General features: G+C 60.9%; 25 protein-coding genes and 4 pseudogenes. 13 read left to right on the top strand and 16 right to left on the bottom strand.

The features are described from left to right. Positions 1-386 precede the first annotated feature (386 nt). Both ACYVD0_RS17225 and ACYVD0_RS17220 read left to right on the top strand, forming a co-directional pair. Positions 387-1022 carry an SCO family protein gene (locus ACYVD0_RS17225; protein WP_460427946.1) on the top strand — a complete coding sequence of 212 codons (636 nt, stop codon included), beginning with the start codon at positions 387-389 and terminating at the stop codon, positions 1020-1022. 8 nt (positions 1023-1030) lie between these two features. After that, a pseudogene (locus tag ACYVD0_RS17220) lies at positions 1031-1209 on the top strand (alcohol dehydrogenase); the annotation flags it as partial. A gap of 181 nt (positions 1210-1390) precedes the next feature. Here ACYVD0_RS17220 and ACYVD0_RS17215 read toward each other — a convergent pair. The 4 genes from ACYVD0_RS17215 to ACYVD0_RS17200 form a co-directional block, all read right to left on the bottom strand. Then, positions 1391-1780, bottom strand: a complete 390-nt coding sequence (locus ACYVD0_RS17215; RefSeq protein ID WP_460427945.1) for a hypothetical protein — start codon at positions 1778-1780, stop codon at positions 1391-1393. Positions 1781-1866: 86 nt separating this feature from the next. Beyond that, positions 1867-2655: an ABC transporter permease gene (gene znuB / locus ACYVD0_RS17210; RefSeq protein ID WP_460427944.1), complete on the bottom strand. Its 789-nt coding sequence runs from the start codon at positions 2653-2655 to the stop codon at positions 1867-1869. Next, positions 2648-3421, bottom strand: a complete 774-nt coding sequence (gene znuC / locus ACYVD0_RS17205; protein ID WP_460427943.1) for an ATP-binding cassette domain-containing protein — start codon at positions 3419-3421, stop codon at positions 2648-2650. Before znuC ends, znuB begins: the two co-directional genes overlap by 8 nt. Beyond that, positions 3418-3903, bottom strand: a complete 486-nt coding sequence (locus ACYVD0_RS17200) for a Fur family transcriptional regulator (protein ID WP_460427942.1) — start codon at positions 3901-3903, stop codon at positions 3418-3420. The genes znuC and ACYVD0_RS17200 overlap by 4 nt, the downstream gene beginning before the upstream one ends. 62 nt (positions 3904-3965) lie before the next feature. Here ACYVD0_RS17200 and ACYVD0_RS17195 point away from each other — a divergent pair, with 62 nt between their 5' ends. The 4 genes from ACYVD0_RS17195 (at position 3966) to ACYVD0_RS17180 (ending at position 10206) form a co-directional block, all read left to right on the top strand. Beyond that, positions 3966-4850, top strand: coding sequence for a zinc ABC transporter substrate-binding protein (locus ACYVD0_RS17195; RefSeq protein WP_460427941.1), 885 nt, complete (start codon positions 3966-3968; stop codon positions 4848-4850). 265 nt (positions 4851-5115) lie between these two features. Continuing rightward, entirely contained in the window at positions 5116-6036 is a 921-nt protein-coding gene (locus tag ACYVD0_RS17190) for a transglutaminase family protein (protein WP_460427940.1), read from the top strand. Positions 6037-6071: 35 nt separating this feature from the next. Then, the gene (locus tag ACYVD0_RS17185; protein WP_460427939.1) at positions 6072-9326 is read left to right on the top strand and encodes an LAGLIDADG family homing endonuclease; all 3255 of its coding nucleotides are present in this window, start codon (positions 6072-6074) and stop codon (positions 9324-9326) included. A 193-nt stretch (positions 9327-9519) separates the two neighbouring features. Further along, a complete protein-coding gene (locus ACYVD0_RS17180; RefSeq protein ID WP_460427938.1) occupies positions 9520-10206 on the top strand; it encodes a vitamin B12-dependent ribonucleotide reductase in 687 nt (228 codons plus the stop codon). A gap of 48 nt (positions 10207-10254) precedes the next feature. Here the strand turns inward: ACYVD0_RS17180 and ACYVD0_RS17175 are convergent. Beyond that, positions 10255-10773, bottom strand: a pseudogene (locus tag ACYVD0_RS17175) (IS110 family transposase); the annotation flags it as partial. 125 nt (positions 10774-10898) lie between these two features. On the opposite strand from ACYVD0_RS17175, the gene ACYVD0_RS17170 reads away from it, so the two are divergent. Then, on the top strand, positions 10899-11456 hold the full coding sequence (locus tag ACYVD0_RS17170) for a hypothetical protein (protein WP_460427937.1): 558 nt from the start codon (positions 10899-10901) through the stop codon (positions 11454-11456). A 69-nt stretch (positions 11457-11525) separates the two neighbouring features. Here ACYVD0_RS17170 and ACYVD0_RS17165 read toward each other — a convergent pair. From ACYVD0_RS17165 to ACYVD0_RS17145, 5 genes and pseudogenes are all read right to left on the bottom strand, one after another. Further along, positions 11526-11779: pseudogene (locus tag ACYVD0_RS17165) on the bottom strand (transposase domain-containing protein); the annotation flags it as partial. Positions 11780-11901: 122 nt separating this feature from the next. Further along, complete coding sequence (locus ACYVD0_RS17160) at positions 11902-13122, bottom strand: MFS transporter (RefSeq protein ID WP_460427936.1); 1221 nt, start codon at positions 13120-13122, stop codon at positions 11902-11904. 212 nt (positions 13123-13334) lie between these two features. Next, positions 13335-14201, bottom strand: a complete 867-nt coding sequence (locus ACYVD0_RS17155) for an outer membrane protein OmpK (protein ID WP_460427935.1) — start codon at positions 14199-14201, stop codon at positions 13335-13337. A gap of 66 nt (positions 14202-14267) precedes the next feature. Beyond that, the gene (locus ACYVD0_RS17150) at positions 14268-14480 is read right to left on the bottom strand and encodes a DUF1302 family protein (protein ID WP_460427947.1); all 213 of its coding nucleotides are present in this window, start codon (positions 14478-14480) and stop codon (positions 14268-14270) included. Positions 14481-14876: 396 nt separating this feature from the next. Beyond that, the gene (locus ACYVD0_RS17145; protein WP_460427934.1) at positions 14877-15305 is read right to left on the bottom strand and encodes a GlcG/HbpS family heme-binding protein; all 429 of its coding nucleotides are present in this window, start codon (positions 15303-15305) and stop codon (positions 14877-14879) included. A gap of 119 nt (positions 15306-15424) precedes the next feature. Between ACYVD0_RS17145 and ACYVD0_RS17140 the strand changes: the two genes are divergently transcribed. After that, positions 15425-15667, top strand: coding sequence for a hypothetical protein (locus tag ACYVD0_RS17140; protein ID WP_460427948.1), 243 nt, complete (start codon positions 15425-15427; stop codon positions 15665-15667). A 243-nt stretch (positions 15668-15910) separates the two neighbouring features. Here ACYVD0_RS17140 and ACYVD0_RS17135 read toward each other — a convergent pair. The 6 genes and pseudogenes from ACYVD0_RS17135 to ACYVD0_RS17110 all read right to left on the bottom strand — a co-directional run. After that, positions 15911-16177 (bottom strand): annotated as a pseudogene (locus ACYVD0_RS17135) (transposase); the annotation flags it as partial. A gap of 126 nt (positions 16178-16303) precedes the next feature. Beyond that, on the bottom strand, positions 16304-17233 hold the full coding sequence (locus tag ACYVD0_RS17130) for an electron transfer flavoprotein subunit alpha/FixB family protein (protein ID WP_460427933.1): 930 nt from the start codon (positions 17231-17233) through the stop codon (positions 16304-16306). Between the two features lies 1 nt (position 17234). Continuing rightward, complete coding sequence (locus ACYVD0_RS17125) at positions 17235-17984, bottom strand: electron transfer flavoprotein subunit beta/FixA family protein (RefSeq protein WP_460427932.1); 750 nt, start codon at positions 17982-17984, stop codon at positions 17235-17237. A gap of 189 nt (positions 17985-18173) precedes the next feature. After that, on the bottom strand, positions 18174-19604 hold the full coding sequence (locus ACYVD0_RS17120; RefSeq protein ID WP_460427931.1) for an aldehyde dehydrogenase family protein: 1431 nt from the start codon (positions 19602-19604) through the stop codon (positions 18174-18176). Between the two features lie 58 nt (positions 19605-19662). Continuing rightward, a complete protein-coding gene (locus ACYVD0_RS17115) occupies positions 19663-20220 on the bottom strand; it encodes a VOC family protein (protein ID WP_460427930.1) in 558 nt (185 codons plus the stop codon). 40 nt (positions 20221-20260) lie between these two features. Continuing rightward, a complete protein-coding gene (locus ACYVD0_RS17110; RefSeq protein ID WP_460427929.1) occupies positions 20261-21112 on the bottom strand; it encodes a fumarylacetoacetate hydrolase family protein in 852 nt (283 codons plus the stop codon). A 118-nt stretch (positions 21113-21230) separates the two neighbouring features. On the opposite strand from ACYVD0_RS17110, the gene ACYVD0_RS17105 reads away from it, so the two are divergent. The 5 genes from ACYVD0_RS17105 (at position 21231) to ACYVD0_RS17085 (ending at position 24511) form a co-directional block, all read left to right on the top strand. Then, positions 21231-21812: an amino acid synthesis family protein gene (locus ACYVD0_RS17105; RefSeq protein ID WP_460427928.1), complete on the top strand. Its 582-nt coding sequence runs from the start codon at positions 21231-21233 to the stop codon at positions 21810-21812. A gap of 123 nt (positions 21813-21935) precedes the next feature. Further along, entirely contained in the window at positions 21936-23051 is a 1116-nt protein-coding gene (locus tag ACYVD0_RS17100; RefSeq protein WP_460427927.1) for an alcohol dehydrogenase catalytic domain-containing protein, read from the top strand. A gap of 88 nt (positions 23052-23139) precedes the next feature. Continuing rightward, positions 23140-23697: a cupin domain-containing protein gene (locus ACYVD0_RS17095; protein WP_460427926.1), complete on the top strand. Its 558-nt coding sequence runs from the start codon at positions 23140-23142 to the stop codon at positions 23695-23697. 128 nt (positions 23698-23825) lie between these two features. Then, positions 23826-23999: a hypothetical protein gene (locus ACYVD0_RS17090; RefSeq protein WP_460427925.1), complete on the top strand. Its 174-nt coding sequence runs from the start codon at positions 23826-23828 to the stop codon at positions 23997-23999. A 2-nt stretch (positions 24000-24001) separates the two neighbouring features. Next, positions 24002-24511: a DUF1097 domain-containing protein gene (locus tag ACYVD0_RS17085; protein WP_460427924.1), complete on the top strand. Its 510-nt coding sequence runs from the start codon at positions 24002-24004 to the stop codon at positions 24509-24511. The last annotated feature ends 30 nt before the right edge of the window (positions 24512-24541 follow it).

The following is a 24541-nucleotide window of genomic DNA, read 5'->3' as shown; positions in this document are numbered from 1 at the left end:
CCAGGGTTGTCTCGATCGATGCAGTTGTCATCCGGTCTCTCCCAGGCAAGGGAATACATCAAGCAAGGCAGATGAAGGCTAAATATGCAACTGTAGTGCTAGGGTCTGTTGACACTACTCTCCGCGAGCCGCGTTGCCGCGACAAATGGCGCCAAGCGAGGCGCGGGACGCAGGGAATGGCATTCCCTTGCCAAGTCCCGCAACGACGCATGGCACCATTTGCCGCGCAACCCGCAGGGACGGGCCTGTTTTGGCGCGGTGCGTCGTTGCTCGTCGTTCGTTTGGAATGACCAAACTTCTCTCCTCGCGCCTAACCCCCCGCCAAAACAGGCTCCGTCGCGGCCGCGTGGAGTAGTATCAACAGTCCCTAACCCCCAGGACCACCCATGACCCGCCTCCAGAAGACCGTTCTCATCCTCGTCGCCCTGATTGCCATCGTGCTCGGCCTGACCTTTTCCAAGGTCCTGAACGGCTCGCGCCAGGCCGACCCGGCGCAGCTTCTGGAGGCGGGTATCGTCCTGCTGCCGCAGGCCCGCAGCCTGCCGCCCGTCACCCTGACCGACCAGGACGGCCAGGCGGTCGCGCTGCCGTCGCTCGCCGGCAAGTGGACCCTGATGTTCTTCGGCTACACCTTCTGCCCGGACATCTGTCCAACCACCCTCGCCCAACTGCGCCAGCTCGAAGGCCGGCTGCCGCCGGCGACCCGCGAGCGCCTGCAGGTGGTGATGGTCAGCGTCGATCCGGGGCGCGACACCCCGGCGCAGCTCAAGCAATATCTGGCCTTCTTCGACCCGGACTACCGCGGCCTGACCGGCGAGCTGGAGAGCATCCAGCAGTTGGCCGGCACCCTCGGCATCCCCTTCATCCCCGGCGACCCCAGCCGGGAGAACTACACCGTGGACCACAGCGGCAACCTTGCCCTGCTCGGCCCGGACGGCACCCAGCGCGGCTTCGTCCGCGCCCCGCTGAACGTCAGCAAACTGGCCGAGCGCCTGCCGCAGCTGGTCGAGGCGCAGCCCTGACGGGCGCCCTCTGGGAGGAGCGCGAAGTGCTGTCTGTGGCCAACCTGACCTGCCAGGACGGCCTCGACTTCTTCGCCGTTGCCGAACGGGTGGGTATTCGGACGGAAACCCGGCGCTAGATGCCAACCGGGCGCTGGACGACCTGTGCCACAGGCGTTTCCAGGGCGCGGCGGTACTGGTGTCCTGAGGACGGCGGCGGGAGGGACAGCGAACGCATGCTACCTGTACAGGAGGCGGGCCACGGTGGAAAACCGCTGCGCGGGTTTTCCACCCTGCCCGAAAGGTCGGGTTCCGTAGGGTGGATTACGCCGCCGTGCGGCTAATCCAGCAACGGCAGCACAGCTGCCGCCAACGCGGCCAAGCCCGCGCTAGGGCTTGCCGGTCGTGCCGCCCTGGCGCGGCAGGTTCAGCGACGGGGCCCTGGGCATCAGCGCGCGGGCGTTGCCCAGGGCGGTGGCGGCGTCGCTCATGTCGCCGCGCTCCAGAGCCTGCTCGCCGCGCTTCAGCCAGGCCTCGGACAGGCGACGCTGGTAGCCCTCCAGCACGAGACCGGGCTGCTCGCTCTGCAGGCGTTTGAAGCTGGCGGTGGCGGCGGGCAGGTCGCCTTCGCTCAGTTGCCGCTCCAGCTCCTGGCTGAGGCTCGGCGGAGGCGGCGGTGGTGCGATGTCTGCAGGCTCCGGCGATCCACCACGCTGGCAGGCGGCAAGCAGAAGCGGCAGCAACAGCGGGATAAGGTAGCGAAGGAGCGACGCGGGCATGACAGGATTCTCTATCCATTTTCTTCTGCCCACTCTACACCTGCCGCCGGCACATCAGGAAGCAGACCCCGGCGCACCGGCCAAGTTCAGCCGGCGCGCCGCGGCAAGGCGAGGCTGGCGAGGAACAGCGCGGCCGCCGCAACCACGATGGACGGTCCGGCCGGGGTGTCCTGGAACCACGATAGCGACAACCCGGCGCAGACCGCGACCATCCCCAAAAGGCTGGCGCCGGCGGCCATCTGCTCGGGGGTGCGAGCATGGCGCTGGGCGGCGGCCGCAGGGATGATCAACAACGAGGTGATCAGCAGCACGCCGACGATCTTCATCGCCACCGAGATCACCAGGGCGATCAGCAGCATCAGCGCCAGGCGGATGCCGGCCACCGGCAGCCCTTCCACCTGCGCCAGCTCCTCGTGCACGGTGATCGCCAAGAGCGGCCGCCACAGCGGGACGAGCAGCAGCAGGACCAGCGCGCTGCCGCCGAGAATCCACCCCAGCTCGGCCAGGCCGACCGCCAGCAGGTCGCCGAACAGGTAGCCCATCAGATCGATGCGCACATCTCGCATGAAGCTCAACACGACCAGGCCGAGAGATAGGGTGCTTGGCGCGAGGATGCCCAGCAGGGTGTCCGAGGCCAGCGCCAGGCGCTGCTGCAGGGCCACCAGCAGCACGGCGAGCAGCAGGCAGCCGGCGATCACCGCCAGGGTCGGGCTGACCTCGAGCAGCAGGCCGACAGCCACGCCGAGCAGCGCGGCATGGGACAGGGTATCGCCGAAGTAGGCCATGCGCCGCCATACCACGAAGGAGCCCAGCGGCCCGGCGACCAGCGCCAGGGCCAGCCCGGCGAGCAGGGCGTTGAGCAGGAAATCAGCCATGGTTGCAGTCGGGGCCGTGTACGTGGGGTTTGTGCAGCACCACGCCGCCGTGCAGGTCGTGGGCGTGGTCGTGATGGTGCTGGTAGAGCGCCAGACTGCGTGCGGCCTGGCCGAACAGCGCGACGAAGGCCGGGTCGCCGCTGACCTGTTCGGGGCGCCCGGAACAGCAGATGTGATGGTTCAGGCAGACCACCTGGTCGGTGGTGCTCATTACCACGTTGAGGTCGTGGGAGACCATCAGCACACCGCAGCCGTGACGCTCGCGCAGCCGGGTGATCAGCCGGTACAGCTCGGCCTGGCCGGCCACGTCGACGCCCTGTACCGGCTCGTCGAGCACCAGCAGCTCGGGCCGGCGCAGCAGCGCCCGGGCCAGCAGCACGCGCTGCAACTCGCCGCCGGAGATGTTCTGCAGCGGACTGTCGATGACCTGCGTCGCGCCCACCTCGGCGAGCGCGGCGGCGCCGGCGGCGCGATCGACGCCGGGCACCAGGCGCAGGAAGCGCAGCACCGTCAGCGGCAGGCTGGGATTGACCTGCAGCTTCTGCGGCATGTAGCCGATGCGCAGCTGCGGCCGGCGCCAGACCGTGCCGGCGTCGGGGCTCAGCAGGCCGAGCACGACGCGCACCAGGGTGGTCTTGCCGGCGCCGTTGGGGCCGATCAGGGTGACGATCTCGCCGGGCTGCACGCAGAGGTGCACGTCCTGCAGCATCTCCCGACCGGCGAAGACGACGCGCACGCCGTCGAGGCGGATCAGGCTGTCGCTCATTGCGCCGCCTGGCAGCGGGCGCAGAGGCCGACCACTTCCACGGTCTGTCCCTCGACCCGGAAACCCAGGCTCCTGGCGCTGTCGAGAATGCTGTCGCTGATCGCCGAGCGCTCCAACTCGACAGCTGCGTGGCACTGCCGGCAGATGAAGAACTGGCCCTGGTGGGCGTGATCCGGATGGTCGCAGCCGACGAAGGCGTTGAGCGAAGCGATGCGGTGCACCAGGCCATGCGCGAGGAGGAAGTCGAGCGCCCGGTAGACGGTAGGCGGCGCCGCCCGGCGGCCGTCCTGCTCGCTCAGCACGGCGAGGATGTCGTAGGCGCCGAGCGGCTTGTGGCTCTGCCAGACCAGCTCCAGCACGCGCCGGCGCAGGGCGGTCAGGCGCAGGCCCTGGCGGGTGCAGAGCGTCTCGGCCTCGGCCAGCGCCTGGCTGATGCAGTGACTGTGGTCGTGGGGCTGACAGGCCAGGGGCGGGATGGTCATGGGCGACGTCCGGTCATGGGGACGTTATTCTATTACACTTTCGATCCTGGGGTATGCCCGCCATGTTCCGTCCACTCGCTGCCCTGCTGCTCGCCGGCTGCATGGCTTCGGCAGAGGCCGAAGTGCGCCTGCTGACCAGCCTGAAACCCCTGCAGCTGATCGCCGCAGCCGTGCAGGATGGCACCGGCACCCCCGATGTACTGCTGCCGCCCGGCGCCTCGCCGCACCACTACGCGCTGCGCCCCTCCGACGTGCGCGCGCTGCGCGAGGCGACACTGTTCTACTGGATCGGTCCGGATCTGGAGGCCTTCCTGCCCAGGGTGCTGAGCGGTCGCAGCCGGCCGAGCCTGGCACTGCAGGAGCTGCCCGGCCTGCACCTGCGCCACTTCGCCAACGGGGACGAGCACGACCACGCCCACCGCCCCGGCACGCTGGACGCCCACCTCTGGCTGCTGCCGGCCAACGGCCGGCTGATCGCCACGCGGATGGCCGCCGACCTGGCGGCTGCCGACCCGGCCAACGCTGCGCGCTACCAGGCCAACCTGGCGGTCTTCGAAGAGCGCCTGGACAGCCTCGACCGGCGTCTGAAGGCGCGTCTGGCAAAGCTCGCCGGCAAGCCCTACTTCGTCTTCCATGAGGCCTACGACTACTTCGAAGCGGCCTACGGCCTCGACCATGCCGGGGTCTTCAGCATCTCCCCGGACGTGCAGCCCGGCGCCCGCCAGGTCGCCCGCATGCGCCAGCGCCTGCAGGAAGCCGGTCCGTCCTGCGTGTTCAGCGAACCCCCGCTGCAGCCGCGCCTGGCGCAGACCCTGAGCGCCGGCCTGCCAGTGCGCCTGGCCGAACTCGATCCGCTGGGCAGTGCCGTCCCGGTCGGGCCGCAAGGCTACGAGCAGCTGCTGGAGCGCCTGGGCGAGGGGCTGGCGGGCTGCCTGGAGGCGCTGTAGGAATTCCCGCGCCCGCTCTGATGGCCGGCTGTCGCACCGCCAACCGGGGAGCCCAGGCCCCCTTGGCCGCGAGGCCGCCGAAGACAGGAGCTACGGTGCCGCGGGCGGAAAACCCTTCGCGACTTTCCACCCGACGCCAATCCCGCCCAAATCAAAAGGTTAAAAGTTGTTTGCGGAGAGCGATTCACTGCACCGGAACCGCAGGAACCGTCTACAGTCCCACCACAAAATGGCAGGCCGGCGCCGCCGGTGACCAGGAGGGAACATGCAGCGCTACAAGATCGTTCATCGCACCCATTATGGCTTTCCCGATCCTGTCGAGCTGGGGCCGCACTCCCTGCTGCTGCGCCCGCGCGAGGGCCATGAGCTGCGCATCGAATCGTCGAACCTGAACATCACGCCTCTTCCGGCCAGCCTGAGCTGGTACCGCGACGCGCAGGACAACTCCGTGGCGATAGCGACCTTCAAGGAGCCCACCAACAAGCTGACGATCGAAAGCGAAGTCATAATCCAGCAGTACAACGAGGCGCCCCTGGACTTCATGGTGGCCGACTATGCGGTGAACTATCCGTTTGTCTACAAACCCGAAGACCGGGTCGTGTTATCTCCCTACATGAATTCCGCCGGGCATGCGGGCAGCGATCAGCTTACCGAATGGCTCGGCAAGCTCTGGCAGCCGGGCGAGCTGATCCAGACCTACGCTCTGCTGCAGCGGATCAACGAGCACATCCCCAAGACGCTGACCTACCAGATGCGCGAAGAGCCCGGCGTGCAAAGCGCGGGGGAAACGCTCTCGCTCGGCTCAGGCTCCTGCCGCGACTTCGCCAACCTGTTCATGGAGGCGGCCCGGCTCCTCGGGCTGCCGGCCCGTTTCGTCAGTGGCTATCTGCATGTCGAGCCGGCGGGACTCCAGGGCGGCTCGACCCATGCCTGGGCCGAGGTCTACCTGCCGGGCGCCGGCTGGAAGGGATTCGATCCCACCCACGGGGAAGTGGTGGGAACCAACTATATTGCCGTGGCCGTGGCGCACCTTCCCGAATCGGTGCCACCGGTTGCCGGCTCGTTCGTCGGGCCGCTGGGGGCGGGCAGGCTCGAAGTGGGTGTCTGGGTGACGCGGGAGCAACTCCCCGAAGAAGCCGAGCAGTCCCAGCCCAGGAATGCATCAAACGCAACAAAGGCCAACTGAAAGAGCCCGCCGCCCGCAAGAGAGGCCTGGGAAGCATGGCGAAACACGGCGAACCCCTATCGCAGAGGCTGGGCAGCATTCCCCTGCAGGCCGCTTCCGAGGACATCTGGGCGCAGAAGTACCGACTGGTCGAGCCCGACGGCCGGCCGGTCGACGCCGACATCGACGCCACCTGGCAGCGGATCGCCCGCGCCCTCGCCGAGATCGAGTCGGAGGACAGGCGCGAGCACTGGTACGAACGCTTCCTCTGGGCGCTGCGCAACGGCGCGATTCCCGCCGGACGGATCGTCGCCAACGCTGGCGCACAGGCCTGGAAGCCGGCCACCTCGACGATCAACTGCACCGTCTCCGGGACCCTGCGCGATTCCATGGACGACATCCTCGGCAAGGTCCATGAGGCCGGGCTGACCCTCAAGGCCGGTTGCGGCATCGGCTACGAGTTCTCCACCCTGCGCCCGCACGGTGCCTTCGTCTCCGGTGCCGGCGCGCGCACCAGCGGGCCGCTGTCGTTCATGGATATCTTCGACAAGATGTGCTTCACGGTGAGCTCTGCCGGAGGCCGGCGCGGCGCGCAAATGGCCACCTTCGACGTGGCCCACCCCGACGTGCGCGAGTTCATCCGCGCCAAGCGCGAGGACGGCCGCCTGCGCCAGTTCAACCTGAGCCTTTTGATCACCGACGGATTCATGCAGGCGGTTGAGGCCGACGCAGAGTGGCCGCTGGTGTTCCCGGTGCATCCCCGGGAGGCGGCCGGGCTGGACTTCGACGACCCACAGCAGGTGCTCTGGCGCGACTGGCCGCTGCACGAGGACTACCCCGTGCGCGACGATGGCAAGGTGGCCTGCAAGGTCTACGGCAAGGTCCGCGCCCGCCACCTGTGGGACATGCTGATGGTCTCCACCTACGACTTTGCCGAGCCGGGTTTCATCCTCATCGACCGGGTCAACCAGTTGAACAACAACTGGTGGTGCGAGGAGATCCGGGCGACCAACCCGTGCGTGACCGGAGACACGCGGCTGGCGACCCGGTTCGGTCTGGTGCCCATCGCCGAACTGCAACGCAGCGGCGCCGAACTCGAGGTGGCGGTGGATCGTCGCTGCCTGGCCGAAAACACCCGCGGCGTCACCAGCCGACCGGCCAAACCGGCTTTCTTGAGCGCTTCCCGCGCGCCGGTCTGGCGGGTGGTCACCGCGGACGGCTATGAGATCCGGGCGACCGAATGGCACGACTTCTACAGTGAGCGCGGCAAGCTCAAGCTGCGCGACCTCAAGGTTGGCGACCGGCTGCTGGTGCAGTCCGGCAAGGGCCTGTTCGGACAGGAAGGCAGCGAGGAGCTGGGCATCCTGCTCGGCCTGATCGCTGGCGACGGGCACTTCTCTAATCGCGACAAAGGCCAGCAGGCTGCCATTATCAGCCTGTGGGGCGAGGAACGGGCGCTCGGTGAGCCGGTGGCGGCCTGGGTGAATGCGCTGATCGCCAGTCTCGGCGGCCGTCACCGGCTGTCGGCCGTCGCTGTTCCCCAGCGCAATCAGGTGTTCGTCCGCTCGATCCTGCTGGCGCGCCTGCTGGAGCATTACGGCTTCATCGCCGCCACCCAGCTGCGCGTGCCCGAGGTGGTCTGGCGCGGCAGCGAAGCCTGCGTGCGCGGCTACCTGCAGGCGCTGTTCCAGTGCGACGGCACGGTCAATGTTTCCACGGCCCGGCAGAGCTGCTCGGTGCGTCTGGCCTCCAGTTGCGCGGCGCTGCTCAAGGACGTCCAGCAACTGCTGGCCAACTTCGGCATCTACTGCTGCGTCCGCCAGCGGCGTTCGGCCAGGATCCGCCGGCTGCCGGATGGCACGGGAGGGCAGCGTGACTATGCCTGCCAGGCCGACTTCGAGCTGATCGTCGACGGCGAGTCGCGCGAGCGCTTCATGGCCGAGATCGGCTTTCTGCTGCCGAACAAGACCGCGCGCTACCGGGCCTGGGCGCAAGGCCGGCCCCTGCGCAAGACCCAGCGCTTCACCTCGCCCATCGCCGCCATCGAATACGCCGGCGAGGAGCCGGTCTATGACACCACCCAGCCCGATGGCAACGCCGTGATCTTCAACGGCCTGGTCACCGGGCAGTGCGGCGAGCAGCCGCTGCCGCCCTACGGCTCCTGCCTGCTCGGCTCGGTCAACCTGACCGCCTTCGTCGAGGAGCCGTTCTCCGTCAAGGCGCACTTCGACTGGGAGCGCTTCCGCCAGGTGGTGCGCATCTTCACCCGCCTGCTGGACAACGTGGTGGAGATCAACGGCCTGCCGCTGGAGCCGCAACGCCGCGAGATCCTCGACAAGCGCCGCCACGGCATGGGCTTTCTCGGCCTGGGCTCGGCGCTGACCCTGCTGAAACTGCGCTACGGCAGCCCCGAGGCCTGCGTGTTCACCGAGGAAGTGGCCCGCGAGATGGCGCTGGTCGGCTGGGAGGTGGCGCTGGAGCTGTCCAGGGAGAAGGGCCCGGCGCCGCTGCTGGCGCAGGACTTCGAGGTGACCGCAGCCATGCTGCGCAAGCGCCCGGAAATGGCCACCGACGGCTACAAGGTCGGCGACAAGGTGCCGGGCCGCGTGCTGCACGCGCGCTACTCGCGCTACATGCAGCGCCTAGCCGAGTTCGCCCCCGAGCTGATCGCCGCGCTGGCCGAGCAAGGTGCGCGTTTCACCCACCACAGCTCCATCGCGCCCACCGGCACCATCAGCCTGAGCCTGGCCAACAACGCCTCCAACGGCATCGAGCCGAGCTTCGCCCACCACTACTCGCGCAACCTGATCCGCTCCGGGCGCAAGGCCAAGGAGAAGGTCGAGGTGTTCAGCTACGAGCTGCTGGCCTACCGCGCCCTGGTCAATCCGCAGGCGCAGCCGGGCAGCGACGATCCGGCGCACAGGCTGCCGGACTACTTCGTCAGCGCCGACGACATCGGCCCGACCCAGCACGTGGACATCCAGGCGGCGGCGCAGAAGTGGGTGGACTCGTCGATCTCCAAGACCGCCAACGTGCCCACCGACTACCCCTTCGAGGCGTTCAAGGACATCTACCGCTACGCTTGGCGCCAGGGCCTCAAGGGCTGCACCACCTTCCGCTTCAACCCGGCGGCCTTCCAGGGCGTGCTGGTCCGCGAGGCCGACCTGGAGAAGACGCTGTACCGCTTCGAGCTGGAGGACGGCAGCGTGGTCGAACTCAAGGGCAACGAGCTGGTGGAGTATGACGGCGAGGTGAACACCGCCGCCAACCTGTTCGACGCGCTGAAGGAAGGCTATTACGGCAAGTATTAGGGGCGCGGGACCCGGTGGCTCCGTAGGGTGGGTTAGGCCGCAGGCCGTAACCCACCGACCGGCCGCAAGGCTGGCAATGCGGATGCCTGCCGGCAACGGGTCGCAGGCTCGGCAGGGTGGATGGCCACCCGGTGGAAAACCGCGCAGCGTTTTCCACCACGGCCTGCATCGGGGAGAAAAAGGGGGAACACCCATGACCGTCAAGATCACACAGCGCATCAAGAGCTTCGAGGTGGTCGACGAGCGCCTGCGGCCCACCGAGGCCGAGGCCGCAGGGCAGCCAGCGCCCGTGCAGCTGGACGAGACCCTGGAGCGCCCGGAGATACTGATCGGCGTCACCTACAAGATCAAGTCGCCGCTGTTCGAGCACGCCCTCTACGTGACCATCAACGATATCCTGCTCAACGCCGGCACCCGCTTCGAGCAGCGGCGGCCCTTCGAGATCTTCATCAACTCGAAGAACATGGACCACTTCCAGTGGATCGTCGCCCTCACCCGGATCATGTCCGCGGTACTCCGCAAGGGCGGCGACTGCACCTTTCTCGTCGAGGAACTCAAGGCGGTGTTCGACCCGCGCGGCGGCTACCTGAAGAAGGGCGGGGTGTACATGCCCTCGATCGTCGCCGAGATCGGCGCGGTGCTGGAGCGCCATCTGATCGCCATCGGCCTCCTGCGCGGCCACTCGCCGGACGAAGCCCAGCGCCGCTACCTGGCCGAAAAGCGCGCCGCCTACGAAGCCAGCCAGGGCGCCGCCGCACTTGAACCCGGCGAAGGCTTCCCGCCCGGCGCGCAGCTCTGCGGGCAATGCCATACCCAGGCAGTGGTGCAGTTGGAAGGGTGCACGACCTGCCTGAATTGCGGGCATTCGAAGTGCGGATGAAGCGATCAAGTTAGTAGGGTGGATGACGCTTTGCTCATCCACCGAGAGGAGGACCGCCACTTCGGGGCGCTCGACCAGTTCGTGGGCGGCGCGGAGGAAGGCGGCAGTGGCGGCTGGCGCCTCAATGCCCATCTCGCGGAAGATGCCGCGCAGCAGGTTGATGCGCTGGGTGCGGCTCTTCTTCCAGGTCTCGCGCAGGCCATGCAGTTGCTGCAGTTGTTGCTGCTCGTGACTCTTCACCGGCACCGGATGGATGCCGGCGCAGCGCGCGGCTTCGAGAATGGCATCGCAGTCGTTGCGGTCGGTCTTGTTGCGCCGCCGGCAGGGCTTCACGTAGCGCGCATGCAACAGGGTCACCCGATGCCCCAGCGCTTGGGCGAAACGTCCCCAATAGTGCGCGGTGCCACAGGCCTCCATCAGCCACTCGACCGGCTCGGCCTGCTCCTGTATATATCGGCGAAACGCCTCGCGATTCAGCCGCTTGCGCTGACTCACCTGACCGGCACGGACGCTCACGGCAACCTGGTAAACGGACTTGGCCAAATCCACTGCAATCTGTTTGGGCATCGCTGCAATCCTCCGCACATCACTCACGGCACCGTTGGTGCGGATAAGTGTGGTGCAGGGAGAGTCCATCACAGCACTCAAATCGCTCACTTCGTTCGCCCTGTCATACAAAAAGGAGATTCAATATGAACAAATCAGTACTGTTGTTCGCATGTATGGTGTCTTCCGTATTACTCTCCAACCTTGCCAATGCAAACCCGCTATCCCCTTATTCCGGACAAGAATCACGAGATATAAAGGCACTCAGTTCCGAGGATGTTCAGGACTATCTTTCCGGGAAAGGTTTGGGGCTTGCGAAGGCCGCTGAACTGAATGGCTATCCCGGCCCGTCTCATGTATTAGCCTTGGCTTCCGAACTTGGACTTACCACAGATCAGAAGCAACGCACCGAGACTCTCTTCAGGAGCATGGAGTCCATGGCCATTTCGCTTGGTCGGCCTCTTGTTGAAGAGGAGCGCAAACTAGACAAGATGTTTGCAGAAAAAAAGATTACGCCAGAGTCGCTCGATCGGTCTTTAATACGAATCGGTGAACTTCAAGCACAGGTGCGCAGAGCGCACCTTGAAGCCCATTTAGCTCAAGCCGAGATACTTACTCCGGCACAGCTATCAAAATACATGATGCTTCGTGGGTATACTGACACTCCGGGAACCGAAGACAATGCTGATCATAAACACGGCTAACCCTGCACTCAAGCGGGACTGCGCAAAAGCACGCTCATCACCCCGTCTGTTGACGGTTGTGCCGATCTTTTACTGTGGCGCCGTCGGAGTGAAGTTCCACGGCAGCAGCACCTCGTAGTCCTCGACGTTTTGGGCTAACGGCAGTCGTTCGAGGAGATGGCGCAGCCAGGCGTAGGGTTCCTGCCCGTTGGCCCTGGCGGTTTCCACCAGGCTGTAGAGTTGGGCGCTGGCGGTCGCGCCCTTGGGCGTGTCGCTGAACAACCAATTTTTGCGCCCGATGAGGCCCATTCGACGGCGTTGTTGTCGATCGGAAGAAAGCCGGCTCCATTGCTCCCCAACCCCCTACCAGAGGCCTTCGCACTGGGAATAGTAAAGGCTATTTCCATAAATTGAGCAGCAATTTCTCAGAGCTCCTCCGGAGCTTTAATGGCCAACAAATTAATATTTATTTAAATAGTTGTCTTTGATGAAAAAACCAAAACGCATAGACTAAAAGCAACACACTCTCCAAGCCCATTACCATACGAGGATCTATATATGCGGCAAACAGCCCTGCAAATAGTCCTCCAACAGCTTCAAAACCAAAGCGAATTGAAACATATATTGCCACAATCCGACCCCGTAATTCTTCTGGAGTGCTTGTCTGCAGTAGTATGTTTATACTCACATTGGTAGTCGTAATACAGAACCCCAAAACAACAAGAGCAATCAAGCACATACTTAATGATGGGCTTATGGCAATACCAATCATAGCCAAAGCACATACAAAAGTAATATAAATAATAGAGAAAGCCAGCCTGGATAAATCTTTTTTTAAGGATAAGAAAAGCGTACCGATAAAAGCCCCTCCTCCGGCTGCCCCCCATAACCATCCTAAAGTTCCAGCCCCTCCGACAAATAAATCTTTAGCAAAGATGGGAAGCAATACAGCATAGCTTGACGCAGTCAAGTTTATAGCAGTTACAGTAGCTAAAAGTGTCCGAGTTGGCATATCTTTAAATATATAATACAATCCTTCTTTAAATATCTTGCCGAATGTGCCTTGAGCGAGTTTTGCTGGATGGCTTTTAATGAAAAAAAGCGCAGTTAGTGGCGCAAGAAACGCTAATGAATTTATAGTAAAGCAAGCGGCCTCACCAATTAAGGCAACTAATCCACCAGCTAAATGAGGGCCAATAAAGCGTGAGCCATTCAATAACATAGCGTTAAGCGCAAGAGCGTTAGGAAGATCTTTATTATTTTTAATGAAACTACTAATCAATGACTGGCGCAGCGGTGTGTCTAATGCGTTAAGGATGCCTAAAGCCAAGGACATCAATAAAATCAGCGGCGAATCAATAGCATCAAAAGCAGTAAGAAGCGCAAGTACAATAGACTGCATTGCTAGCAAGAAAAGCACTATCATTAATAGTTTTCGTTTTTCATAACGATCAATCCAAGCACCTGCTAGCGGGCCAATTAATAATTGTGGGATTAATGCAGCAAATGTCGCGCTACCTAGCAAAGCTGCAGAGCCGGTCAAGTGATAAATAAGCCAAGACAATGCTACTTGCTGGATCCACTTACCCAATGTGGAAATGGCCTGCCCAATAAAATAATATCGAAAATCACGATGAGCAAGAGCCCGAATTGGTTCGGGCCAGTTCTTTTTGGATTCACATATCATATAAATTTCTGACCGCCTTCACTGGTCTCCCCCCGGCAGCCAAGGGTGAGTGCGCAATCCAGCTTGAATATTGCCATGGTTGGATGGCGGCTCATGCATAGGACATTTACATTTATGGCATAGTAAGATCAGATGCCATGGGCAAATAATACCCCTATGCCGGGGAGCTGATAAGTCATGTATTTTTGAAGAGCTCCCCGGCTGCCCATGATTCAGAAATGATACTTAACGAGTAGACTGGTGGCGTTTTGGTTGGTATCAAAGTGCGACGTATCTTTTATACCATACTTATTTGACCAGTAATTGTATTCAATACCGACATACAGCCGCTTTTCCCCAAAGTTCATTAACTTGCCCAGGTCATATTTTATCTGCGGATTGAAATGGAGATTGGAATGATAGTTTCGACTCGGATCGCTACTGTCGCTCCTGTTGTTTATGGTCCAATCCATGAAGCCGTCGAAGAGAATATCCGAACGGCCCACGGGAAAGGTGATCGACCATACCGGATTGAGCATCCAGGAACCGGATGCATGTCGACTGCCTTCCGGCTTGATGTAGAGGACATTCAGCTGGACAAAATTGAAGCCCGGGATATCAAAGTCGAAGCCTGGGCCGAACCGGAGCGCTTCCACATCCCCCGAGCCGTATTGGTAGGAGACGGCCAGAAGTACATCCTTGACAGGCCCGAACGACATATCCTTGCCAGTCAACTTGCCGAGGCTGAAACGAGGCGTGATCTCGCCATAATACTGATGGTTACCATTTGCGGTCGAGCCGCCGTTGAACCAGTAGTTATCCCAGAAAGCCCAAAGGTCCCCCCAGTTCCAAAGGCTGAAGTGCTCGAAGGTTAAGTTCTGTTGGTGATGCGTAGTGACTTCATAATCCTTGCCCCATAAATAACTTACACTGTTGTCCTGCCAGAGCAGTGGCGATCCTCCTTCCTTCCTCTGAGTTTCCTCCTGCACCTCCGGCGGTGGGGGATTGTAGCGGGCCTCAAGGAGGCTCTCTTCCGAGATTGCAGTTGAGCTAAAAATCAGAGCGCCGGCCAACATCGAGAATACAAAAGTTTTTTTCATAACTGCCTGATAATTAATTGTTGTTATAAGGGGAGTATATGTGCAAGAAATGAAAGCAAGTATTTTTTAAGTGCTCGAAGAGTTTAATCCGATATGTGTCCCCTGCATTGTCCGTGCAAGCCTCTGAAATACAGGGGTTGGCCTGGTTCGGAACAGCAGAAAATCCGGGAAAATTTCGTTCGAGTACTTAGCACTCACGCTGACGGTGTCAGGCGGTTGCCAGTTGCCCGATATCTGTTCAGTGGGCAGCAGAATTTCCTTGAACTGCGAGCCTGGCACCGATTGCAGCTTGACCAAGTCGACCGTCGACTAAGTATTGGCGATGCCATTGGCACCAAAGAACAAGCTTTCACCCTAGATCTGGACAAATTACCTGACAGGCGCGTCGAGCCAATATCCGTGGCGCCGTACAAGAATGCATCGAGCAGTTCGCCCTTGCGTCCGTGCAGTTTCTCTGTGTTATCGGTATTGACCGATGAGCACAGGGCGATGGCAGCACCAATGGAGCTGATGGTGGGGGAGGAGCATCCCAGGCTTACCTGATGGATATGTTGCATCTTCATGGAAACTGGAAACCTCTTCTGCTTTTTTATTGTTGTTACAGCTAGCTATCCATTCGTGCGACGGCACGAGTAGTCGGGTTGTTGGGGTATGGTCCGCTCCTCAGCTGATGAGTTAGGAGCGTGTTAAGTGACTTTCGTCGCGCACTATGAAGGCCAGGCCTGCCTTGGCGATCTGCACGTCGAACTCGGACTTCACACCGCTTACGGCAATGCCGCCAACGACTTGGCCTTCAAACAGGACAGGTAGGCCGCCCCCCATCGGAATTACTCCTGCAAGAGACGCAGCACCTGCATGTCCGGCTGCCATCATCTCGGCAAAGAAACTCGTGGGACGGTGGGTAAGAGCTGAGCAGCGCGCCTTGTCGATAGCGATCTGGGCTGAGGACTTGGAGGCTCCGGGCAGGCGTCTGAACGCGAGTAGGTGCCCACCATCATCAACGACTGCGATGGAGACCGCCCAACCATTGCGGATGGCTTCTTCTTCCGCAGCAGCCAGCATGCCATCTAGTTCTTTGAGTTCGAGAATGGGTTTCAACTGCATATCAGTGTACCTCAGCAAGTAAGACATTATGGTGTTGCTTTAAATGTATGCGCAAGTGTATTTATAGTGCATTTTATCATTTTTGTGCATAAATATGATTTTAAGTCAAAGAAAGTTTCTTGTGGCCACCGCATGAGCCGCTTTCGCCCGCAAGACCGCAAGACCGCAAGACCGCCTACCTGCTTCCGCCATCGATGGACGACTGGCTGCCTGAAAGCCACCCGGCCAGCTTCATTCTCGAAGCGATGGAAAGACTTGGCTTGGGCGCGCTCACCCGGGCCTATGCTGGACACGGCAGCGCCGCCCATCACCCCGAGGTCCTGCTCGGGCCTGCTTGTCGTTTTCAGAAGGTGACTGCATGAAATGTCAGGAGTCAGCTGCACGGTCATCCTTGGTGCCGGATTGGGTGGCTTTCAAAGCAGCGTATAGGACTGTCTTCCCAATCTTGAGGCGTGCGGCGGCCTCTCGGACATTCAGTCCCTTCGCCATCGTTTTCCGGACACGGAGGCGGTTTGGTGCAGAGGCCTAATGACCGGTATCGTTCAGAAGTCCCCTGCACACATTGCGGCCAACCCAATGAATTGGTGCAGTCGCCTTCTGAAAATGACAAACGGTCCGCGCCGCCGCCTTTCTCAGCAGCGCCTTGAGCTTGGAGATGTCATCTCGATCGGATTGAGGTCGAGGCTGTAGGGCAAGGTAGCGCAGCGTGGCGCCCGCCCCTTCGATGGCCTGGCGCACGCCCGCGACCTTGCGGGAGCCCAGGTTGTCCATCAACACGATGCTGCCGACAGAGTCGGGCTGGAGACGAGCACTTGCTCGACGTAGGCCCGGAAGGCCGGGCCGTTCGTCGCGCCGTCGAGCACCAGCGGCGCTGGCCAGGCCATCCACATGCCTGAGCCATTCTGGTCTCCTTGTCCGGGCAGAGAGGACAACCGAAACGGCAAGGAAGAGCACCCCTGTATTGAACGAGCGTTTTCAAAAAATATTCAAGGTGATACTTACAGACTATTTTCCAGTTCCGGAACAGCCTCGAACAGATCCGCCACCAGGCCATAGTCGGCCACTTGGAAGATCGGCGCTTCCTCGTCCTTGTTGATGGCAACGATGACTTTCGAATCCTTCATGCCGGCCAGGTGCTGGATGGCCCCGCTGATGCCCACTGCGATGTACAGCTCAGGGGCGACAATTTTGCCGGTCTGGCCCACCTGCATATCGTTGGGCACAAAGCCGGCGTCCACTGCGGCGCGCGAGGCGCCCACTGCCGCGCTGAGCTTGTCCGCCAGCTGATACAGTAGCGCGAAGTTGTCGCCGTTCTGCATGCCGCGGCCACCGGAAACCACGATTTTCGCCGCGGTCAGCTCAGGGCGGTCGGAGGTAGCCAACTCCTCGCTAACGAAGCGGGAAATGCCAACATCCGTGGCAAGGGCAACAGTATCGATAATGGCCGAGCCGCCTTCGGCCGCCACCGCATCGAAGCCGGTGGCGCGCACGCTGATCACCTTGATCGGGGCACTGGACTGCACGGTGGCGATGGCGTTGCCGGCATAGATCGGCCGCTTGAAGGTGTCGGCGCTTTCCACCGCGACGATCTCGGAGATCTGGTCGACGTCCAAGAGCGCAGCCACGCGCGGCAGGTAGTTCTTGCCGTTGGTCGAGGCCGGGGCCAGCACGTGGCTGTAACCCTGGGCCAGGCCGGCGATCAGCGGCGCGACGTTCTCGGCCAGCAGGTGGGCATAGGCGCCGTCGTCGGCAACCAGCACCTTGGCCACGCCGGCCACCTTGGCGGCCGCCTCGGCTACCGCGGCGCAGCCGGCACCGGCCACCAGCACATGGATCTCCCCGCCGATGGCCTGCGCCGCGGCGACGGTGTTCAGGGTCGCGGCCGCCAGTATCGCATTGTCGTGTTCAGCGATTACCAGGATTGCCATCTCAGATCACCTTCGCCTCGTTCTTCAGCTTTTCCACCAGCTCGGCCACCGAGCCCACCTTGATGCCGGCCTGGCGTTCCGCCGGGGCCTCGACCTTGAGCACCCTCAGGCGCGAGGCGACGGACACGCCGAGCTCCGCGGGCTTGAGGGTCTCCAGCGGCTTCTTCTTGGCTTTCATGATGTTCGGCAAGGAGGCGTAGCGCGGCTCGTTGAGGCGCAGGTCGGTGGTGACGATGGCCGGCAGGCTCAGCTCCAGGGACTGCAGGCCGCCGTCGATCTCGCGGGTGACCTTGAGCTTGTCGCCGGCGAGATCGACCTTGGAGGCGAAGGTGCCCTGGGCGTAGCCGGTCAGCGCGGCGAGCATCTGCCCGGTCTGGTTGTTGTCGCTGTCGATGGCCTGCTTGCCGGTGATGACCAGCTGCGGCTGTTCCTTGTCGACCACGGCCTTGAGCAGCTTGGCCACGGCCAGGGAGCCGAGCTCCTCGTCACTCTCGATCAGAATGGCGCGGTCGGCGCCGAGGGCCAGGGCGGTGCGCAGCTGCTCCTGGGCCTGGGCCGGGCCGACGGACACGGCCACAATCTCGGTGGCGATGCCTTTCTCCTTCAGCCGCACCGCCTCTTCCACGGCGATCTCGCAGAACGGGTTCATGGACATCTTGACGTTGGCGAGGTCAACGCCGGAGTTATCCGCCTTGACGCGAACCTTGACGTTGTAATCAACCACACGCTTTACAGCGACCAGTATTTTCATATGTGTTTCTCGTTTTTTTGAAACCCGAAGAACGAGCAGCGCTCAAAAATCACCGCTATGGAGAGCAAGAACAAGGCCAGTCAAAACCGTTCGAGCCCCCGGAATTCCCGAGGCAGTTCACTTTCTCCATTTTTTTGTTGTTGCGCCCAGTCAGGCGGAAGGGTGCAGATGTTTGAGTTGTGGTATGGCTCACACGTGCGTATATGCGGTCTTAACTGTGGTAAAAAACTCGGCGGCGTAGCGGCCCTGTTCCCGTGGTCCGTAACTGGAGCCTTTAGTCCCTCCAAATGGAACGTGGTAGTCCACCCCTGCAGTGGGTGTGTTCACCATCACCATTCCGCTTTGCACGTGATGCTTGAAATGCGTGGCATATTTCAGCGAAGTCGTGCAGATGCCGGCGGATAAGCCGAAAGGCGTACCGTTGGCGAGTTGCAGGGCGTGTTCGTAGTTATCGGCTGGTATCGCGCAGGCGATGGGGCCGAAGATTTCTTCCTGGGCGATACGCATATCCGCTGCGGTATCGATGAACAGTGCAGGACTCATGAAGTATCCATGGGTATCGCGCTTCAAAGGCTGACCACCGGTGGCTAGTATTGCCCCCTCCGCTTGCCCGATGCCGACATAATTCAGGTTCTGCTCATATTGCGTCTGGTCTGCCACTGGGCCGATCTGGCTGTCGGCATGTAGTGCGTGGCCGACGTGCAGGCTCTCCAATCGCGCCTGAACGCCTTCGACAAATCGCCGGTAGATGCCTTTCTCGACGATGAAGCGTGACGACGCAGTGCATCGTTGTCCCGTGGAGAAGTAGGAGCCTTGAACCGCGCACTCGACGGCCTGCGCCAAGTCCGCGTCATTCATGATCACCAGAGGATTCTTACCGCCCATTTCCAACTGCAACTTGGCAAAGCGGGCGCTGGCGGTTTGCAGCAGGTTGCGTCCGGTCTCCGCCGAGCCGGTGAAGCTGATGGCTTTGACCCGTGGAGATTCCACCATGGCCTGGCCAACGATCCCGCCGCGCCCCATCAGAAGATTGAAGGTACCGTCCGGTAGCCCGGCACGGCTGATGATTTCACTCAATGCCCAGGCGGAGCCGGGAACCAGGTCGGCCGGCTTGAAAACCACACTGTTGCCATAGGCCAAGGCCGGAGCGATCTTCCAGGCTGGAATCGCGATGGGAAAATTCCAGGGCGTTATGATGGCAACGACCCCGACCGGCTGACGCAGAATATCGACCCCGATCCCTGGGCGCACTGAAGCTATGTGTTCGCCCTGAATGCGCAGCACCTCACCGGCAAAAAACTTGAAGATTTGCCCTGCGCGAGTGACTTCGGCGATGGCCTCGATCAGCACCTTGCCTTCCTCACGGGCCAGTAATATGCCGAGCTCTTCACGTCGAGCAAGGATTTCACTGCCAATGAAGTCGAGCGCATCCGCTCGCTGCTGGAGGCTTCTGGCCGCCCATATCGGTTGTGCCTGCTCCGCAGACTCGATGGCAGCCAGGGTATCCTGCGCGCTGGCCTGGGTATACAGACCGACTTGATCTGCGGTGTCCGAGGGGCTCAGGTTCACGCGAGTGCCTGCTCCTTCACGCCACTCTCCTGCTATTAAATTCTTGTACATAGGGCGTCACATACCTGCATGTCTGGCGGCCTGAACATGTCAGGCCGCACAAGATTGATTACCAGCGAACGCGTTGCTCGTCGATCTGCTTGCGGATCGACTGCATCCATTCGTCGCGGGTCTGGAAACCAGGGCGGCTACGGCACATGGCTTCCGTCTGAGCGATGATCTGCTCATCACTCTGCTCGAGATCCAGCGGTTCGCGGCAGGGCTGGCTGCTGTAGTAAGGCGAGTCCACATACATCTCGATTGGGTTACCCTCAGGATCCTTGAAATACATGGACCAAGCGTTGCCATGGTCGACTTGCTCGATATCCCGGATGCCGTTTTCCTTGGCGAAGTGGTAATAGCTCTTGAGATCCTTCAGTGAGTCCAGCAGGAAGGACAACTGGTTGATCGGGTTGAAGGGCAGGCCAGTCGGCTTGCCGTCAAATAGCACCACCTGGTGATGAAGTTCCGGGTTCTGTGTCATGAAGTACAGACGATGGCCGGTAGAGGCAACGCCTTTGTCGCTGACAATGAAACCGAGCTTCTGGCAGTAGAATTCGAGCATGTTCTCCAGGTCAGCGCAGTGTATGCCGGTATGGGTGAAGTTGATTCTAGGCAAGGTTGCCATGCGGATTGAGCTCCCGTTTTTATGGTTGCCAGAGGAAAACTCAGGCTTCGTCGATCACCGGATTGGACAGGGTGCCGATCTGCGAGATGGTTACCTCGAAGACATCACCCGGTTTGAGGAAGATTGGCGGGTTGCGTTTGAAACCAATACCGCTGGGGGTGCCGGTTGCCAAAATGTCGCCCGGATTCCAGGTTAGAGCCTTGGAAACGTAGGAAATCAGATGCGGTATGTCGAACGCCAGTTCTGAGAGAGAGCCTTCCTGCATCTGCTCGCCGTTGAGAATGCCGCGTACTTGCAGCTCCCGGTAGTCGGCAATTTCGTCGGCGGTCACCAGCCATGGCCCCAGAGAGCCAGTGCTGCGGAACGTCTTACCCATGCCATATTGGTGGGTGTGGAACTGCCAGTCGCGAACGCTGGCGTCGTTGAAACAGGTGTAGCCCGCGACATGCTCCATGGCGTTCTCAGGCTCGATATGAGCACCGCCCTTGCCTATCACCACGGCCAACTCAGCCTCAAAATCGAACTCCTTGGACACCACTGGGCGTAGCAGCGGGGCATTGTGAGCCAGCAGTGTTTCCGCGAAGCGCTGGAAAATCACCGGGTACTGGCCAACTTTGCGTCCGGCTTCCTCGGCGTGCGCAACATAGTTGATGCCCACGCAAATGATTTTGCCGGGCGCCGGAATCACTGGCTCCAGTTGCACTTCGCTGAGCGCGCAGTCGGCGGTGGCGCTGCCGGCATAGGCTTTTGCCTGCTCAAGCAAATTGGCGTCGGCCAGCAGGCTGGCCAGGTTGGGGGTGGAAGGGAACTGCATGCTCAGGTCGACGACCTTTTCCCCGATGACTGCGCCGAAGCGAGCTTGGCTGTTCTTGCGGTACGAAATCAGCTTCATCGTTGCTCTCTCTCGTTTTGTGCATAAAAACTATCCTGTTGCACTATAAGCCATAAAATGCATACTGCGGAAGCCCCACTGTAAAAACTAATGAAGCGGGACCCGCAGGAGACGAAAAATGTCATTGGTGAAAGTCCGCAAATTCAAACTGGATATCGAAGAGGTGCTTCACGAGGGTGGCCCGATCGCAGCCAATCCATTGAAGGTCGCAGTTGCCCTGGCGATCGTGGAAAACCCCTACGCAGGAAAATATGTCGAGGATTTGTTGCCCTTCATGGAGGAGTTAAGGGCTTTGGGTAGTGATCTATCCAACCGATTGATTACTGCGCTGGGTGGCGCGGACAAGGTTCAGGCATACGGCAAGGGCGCCATTGTCGGAGAGGACGGTGAGCTCGAGCACGGTGCTGTCTGGCATGAGGCAGGTGGTTGGGCAATGCGTGAGGCTTTGGGTAATCCAAAGGCCATTGTGCCGGCTGCGAAAACCATTGCCGGTCCGGGGTGTCGGGTGATGATTCCCCTGGGGCATATCCAAGCCGCTTATGTGCGCAGCCATTTCGGGGTTGCCGAAATGGCCGTATGGGATGGTCCGCGCCGTAATGAAATCGCTTTCGGACTGGCCATGGCGACCGGTGGTCGTATCCACGCCCGGCTCGGAGGACTGGCTGTCGGCGACGTGCAAGGCGAGGATGGCTTGCGTTAAGACTGCCGCCATCCGCACGCAGGCACAACACAGCTTATTGTCAAGGTGTCACGGTTGCTCGCTACCGATCTGCTGATCGGGTGAGTGGTTGAAAAAACAAAAACGATAGTGTGGGAGATAGCAATGACAACAAAAATGATGCGTGCTGCTCGTATGTATGAATGCGGCAAACCCATGGTGATCGAAGAGGTCCCGGTACCTACGATTCGCCCCACCGAGGTGCTGGTCAAGGTCAAGGCTTGTGGCATCGTCCCCAACCTACACAATATCCTGACCAACTGGGTCAAGTGGTTCCCAGAATTACCACTGCCGAAGCTGCCGGCCATTTTCGGCCTGGATCCGGCGGGTGTTGTTGAAGCGGTTGGCGAGCAAGTGTATGACTTCAAGCCGGGTGACCGGGTCTACGTCAATCCGGCGCGCCATTGCGGCTCCTGCCGTGCCTGTCGGTCAGGCAACACCACTGGCTGTACGGCCTTTACCTTCAATGGTTACTTCGGCTTCACCTCGCGAAGCCCGCGTATGTTTGAGGACTACCCGTACGGTGGCCTGTGCGAGTACATGCCAGCGCCGCAGTACAGCCTGGTCAAACTGCCGGACTGCATGAGCTTCGAGACGGCTGCGCGCCTAGGCTACCTGGGTACCGCTTATCGTGCGCTGCTCAAGGCCAATGTTGGCCCCAGCAGCACCATCCTGATCAATGGCATCAGCGGTACTCTCGGCCTTGGAGCTTTGGCCCTGGCATTGGCCATGGGGGTGCGCAAGGTTCTCGGCACGGCACGCAATGAAGCATTGTTCCAACGTGTGAAGGACTTGGCCGCACCCGGCCGTATCGAGATTCACAAATTGGGCAGTTGCCCAACCTCTGAGTGGGTGAACAATGTCACCCAGGGCGGCGGTCTGGATGTGGTGATCGATGCGCTGGGTCCTGGCGCCCCTGCCGATACCCTGGCTGACTCACTGCGCTGCCTGCATCGCAGTGGTCACCTGGTCAACGTTGGTGCTGTCGCCGACAAAGTGCCGCTGGATGTGCACTGGATGATGGACAATGACATCTCGGTCAGCGGCTCAGTCTGGTTCACCACCGGCCAGGGGCAGCAAATGGCCGACATGGTCGAGTCGGGCGTACTTGATCTGTCGCTCTTCGAACACAACGCCTTCCCGCTGGATCAGATCAACCAGGCCATAAGCGGGATCGAAAACCGCCTTGGTGGGTTCAGCAATTACGTTATCTGCCCGTGAGAACACGATGGGCGAAGTGCTTCCGCACTTCGCCCATCCATGTTGTCGCGACAGATTTCGAACGCTTGCTGATCATGGGAGATTTCTGATGCAGATACGAAGAGTGGTGACGGGCCATGATGCGCTCGGCAATGCTGTGTTTGTTTCCGACGGGATGGCGCCGCGAGCCAAGGACTTCACCGATATACCCGGTCACGGCATAGCCCAGGTGTGGTGTACCGAAGGTTCGCCGACGCTGCCCGTCGTTGCCGAAGACCCGACTCTATTGCAAGGCTCGCTGATACCAAGTGCAGGGAACACATCATTACTGGCTGTGAGCTTTCCTCCGGACAGTGTAATGGCTTCGCCGCTGGACCCGAAGCGTGCCTTCGAAGAAATGACAGCGGCACTGCCCGGGCTGATTGAACGCTTCGAAGTCGAACACCCAGGTATGCACCGCACGCCGACTGTCGACTATGCCGTGTTGCTTGAAGGTGAACTGTATCTGGAATTGGACAATGGCGAGCAGCGCTTGCTGCGGGCCGGCGATGTGGTAATTCAAAACGGTACGCGCCATGCGTGGCGCAATAAGTCCCAACGGCTGGCCAAGGCGATTTTCTTCATGCTGGGAGCAAGCACCTCGGCAACTGATTCCTTGGCCCCCTAACAATGGGGTTGCCGAAATGGCCGTATGGGATGGTCCGCGCCGTAATGAAGGTGTCACGGTTGCTCGCTACCGATGTGATCGGTCGGGTGTGTGGTTGAAAAAACAAAAACGATAGAGTGGGGATAACAATGACAACAAAAATGATGCGTGCTGCTCGTATGTATGAATGTGGTAAACCCATGGTGATCGAAGAGATCCCGGTTCCTACACTTCGTCCTACTGAGGTGCTGGTCAAGGTCGAGGCTTGTGGCATCGTCCCAACGGCGGCCTCGCCTGAGCTCCAGATTGAAAAGGAGCAATAACCATGAGCCAGCAAACAGAAGCCTTGGCACACCGCAAACCATCAACGCTCAGGTTCGTCGCCTTCACTACCGTTGCGGCCCTGACCGCCGCGCTGGCGGCGGGGGCGAGCGCAGCGCTGACTCTGCCCGTATGGGCGATGTTCGTCGGCTTTGTCGCCTTCTTCAGTCGTGGGCCAAGCAGTCGCGATGGCGCGATCAACCTGGCCTGTGTCTGGCTGGGGCACGCCTTAGGCATCGGCTCGGCGTTGACGCTCGGTGTGCTGGCACCCAGTCTGGGAGTGTTCGCGCTGCCGATCGCGGTCTTCATCGTCACAATGATCGTCGTGTCGCTGCGCGCACTGCCTTGGCTGAACAACATCCTGGGCTATTTCCTGGGCGTGATCACCTTCTTCGCTGCGCACCTCGAGCCTTCCCTGGAAACTCTCGTGCAGCTTGGCGGAGCCACCGGGCTGGGCGCGATGGCCGGCTGGATCTCCTACCAGTTGCAACACCACCTGATCCATGAGAACTGACTTCGCCCGCCGCATCGGCCTTGATGATTT

This window comes from Azotobacter armeniacus, from assembly GCF_054779355.1.
This window is presented reverse-complemented; position numbering and strand designations above follow the sequence as displayed.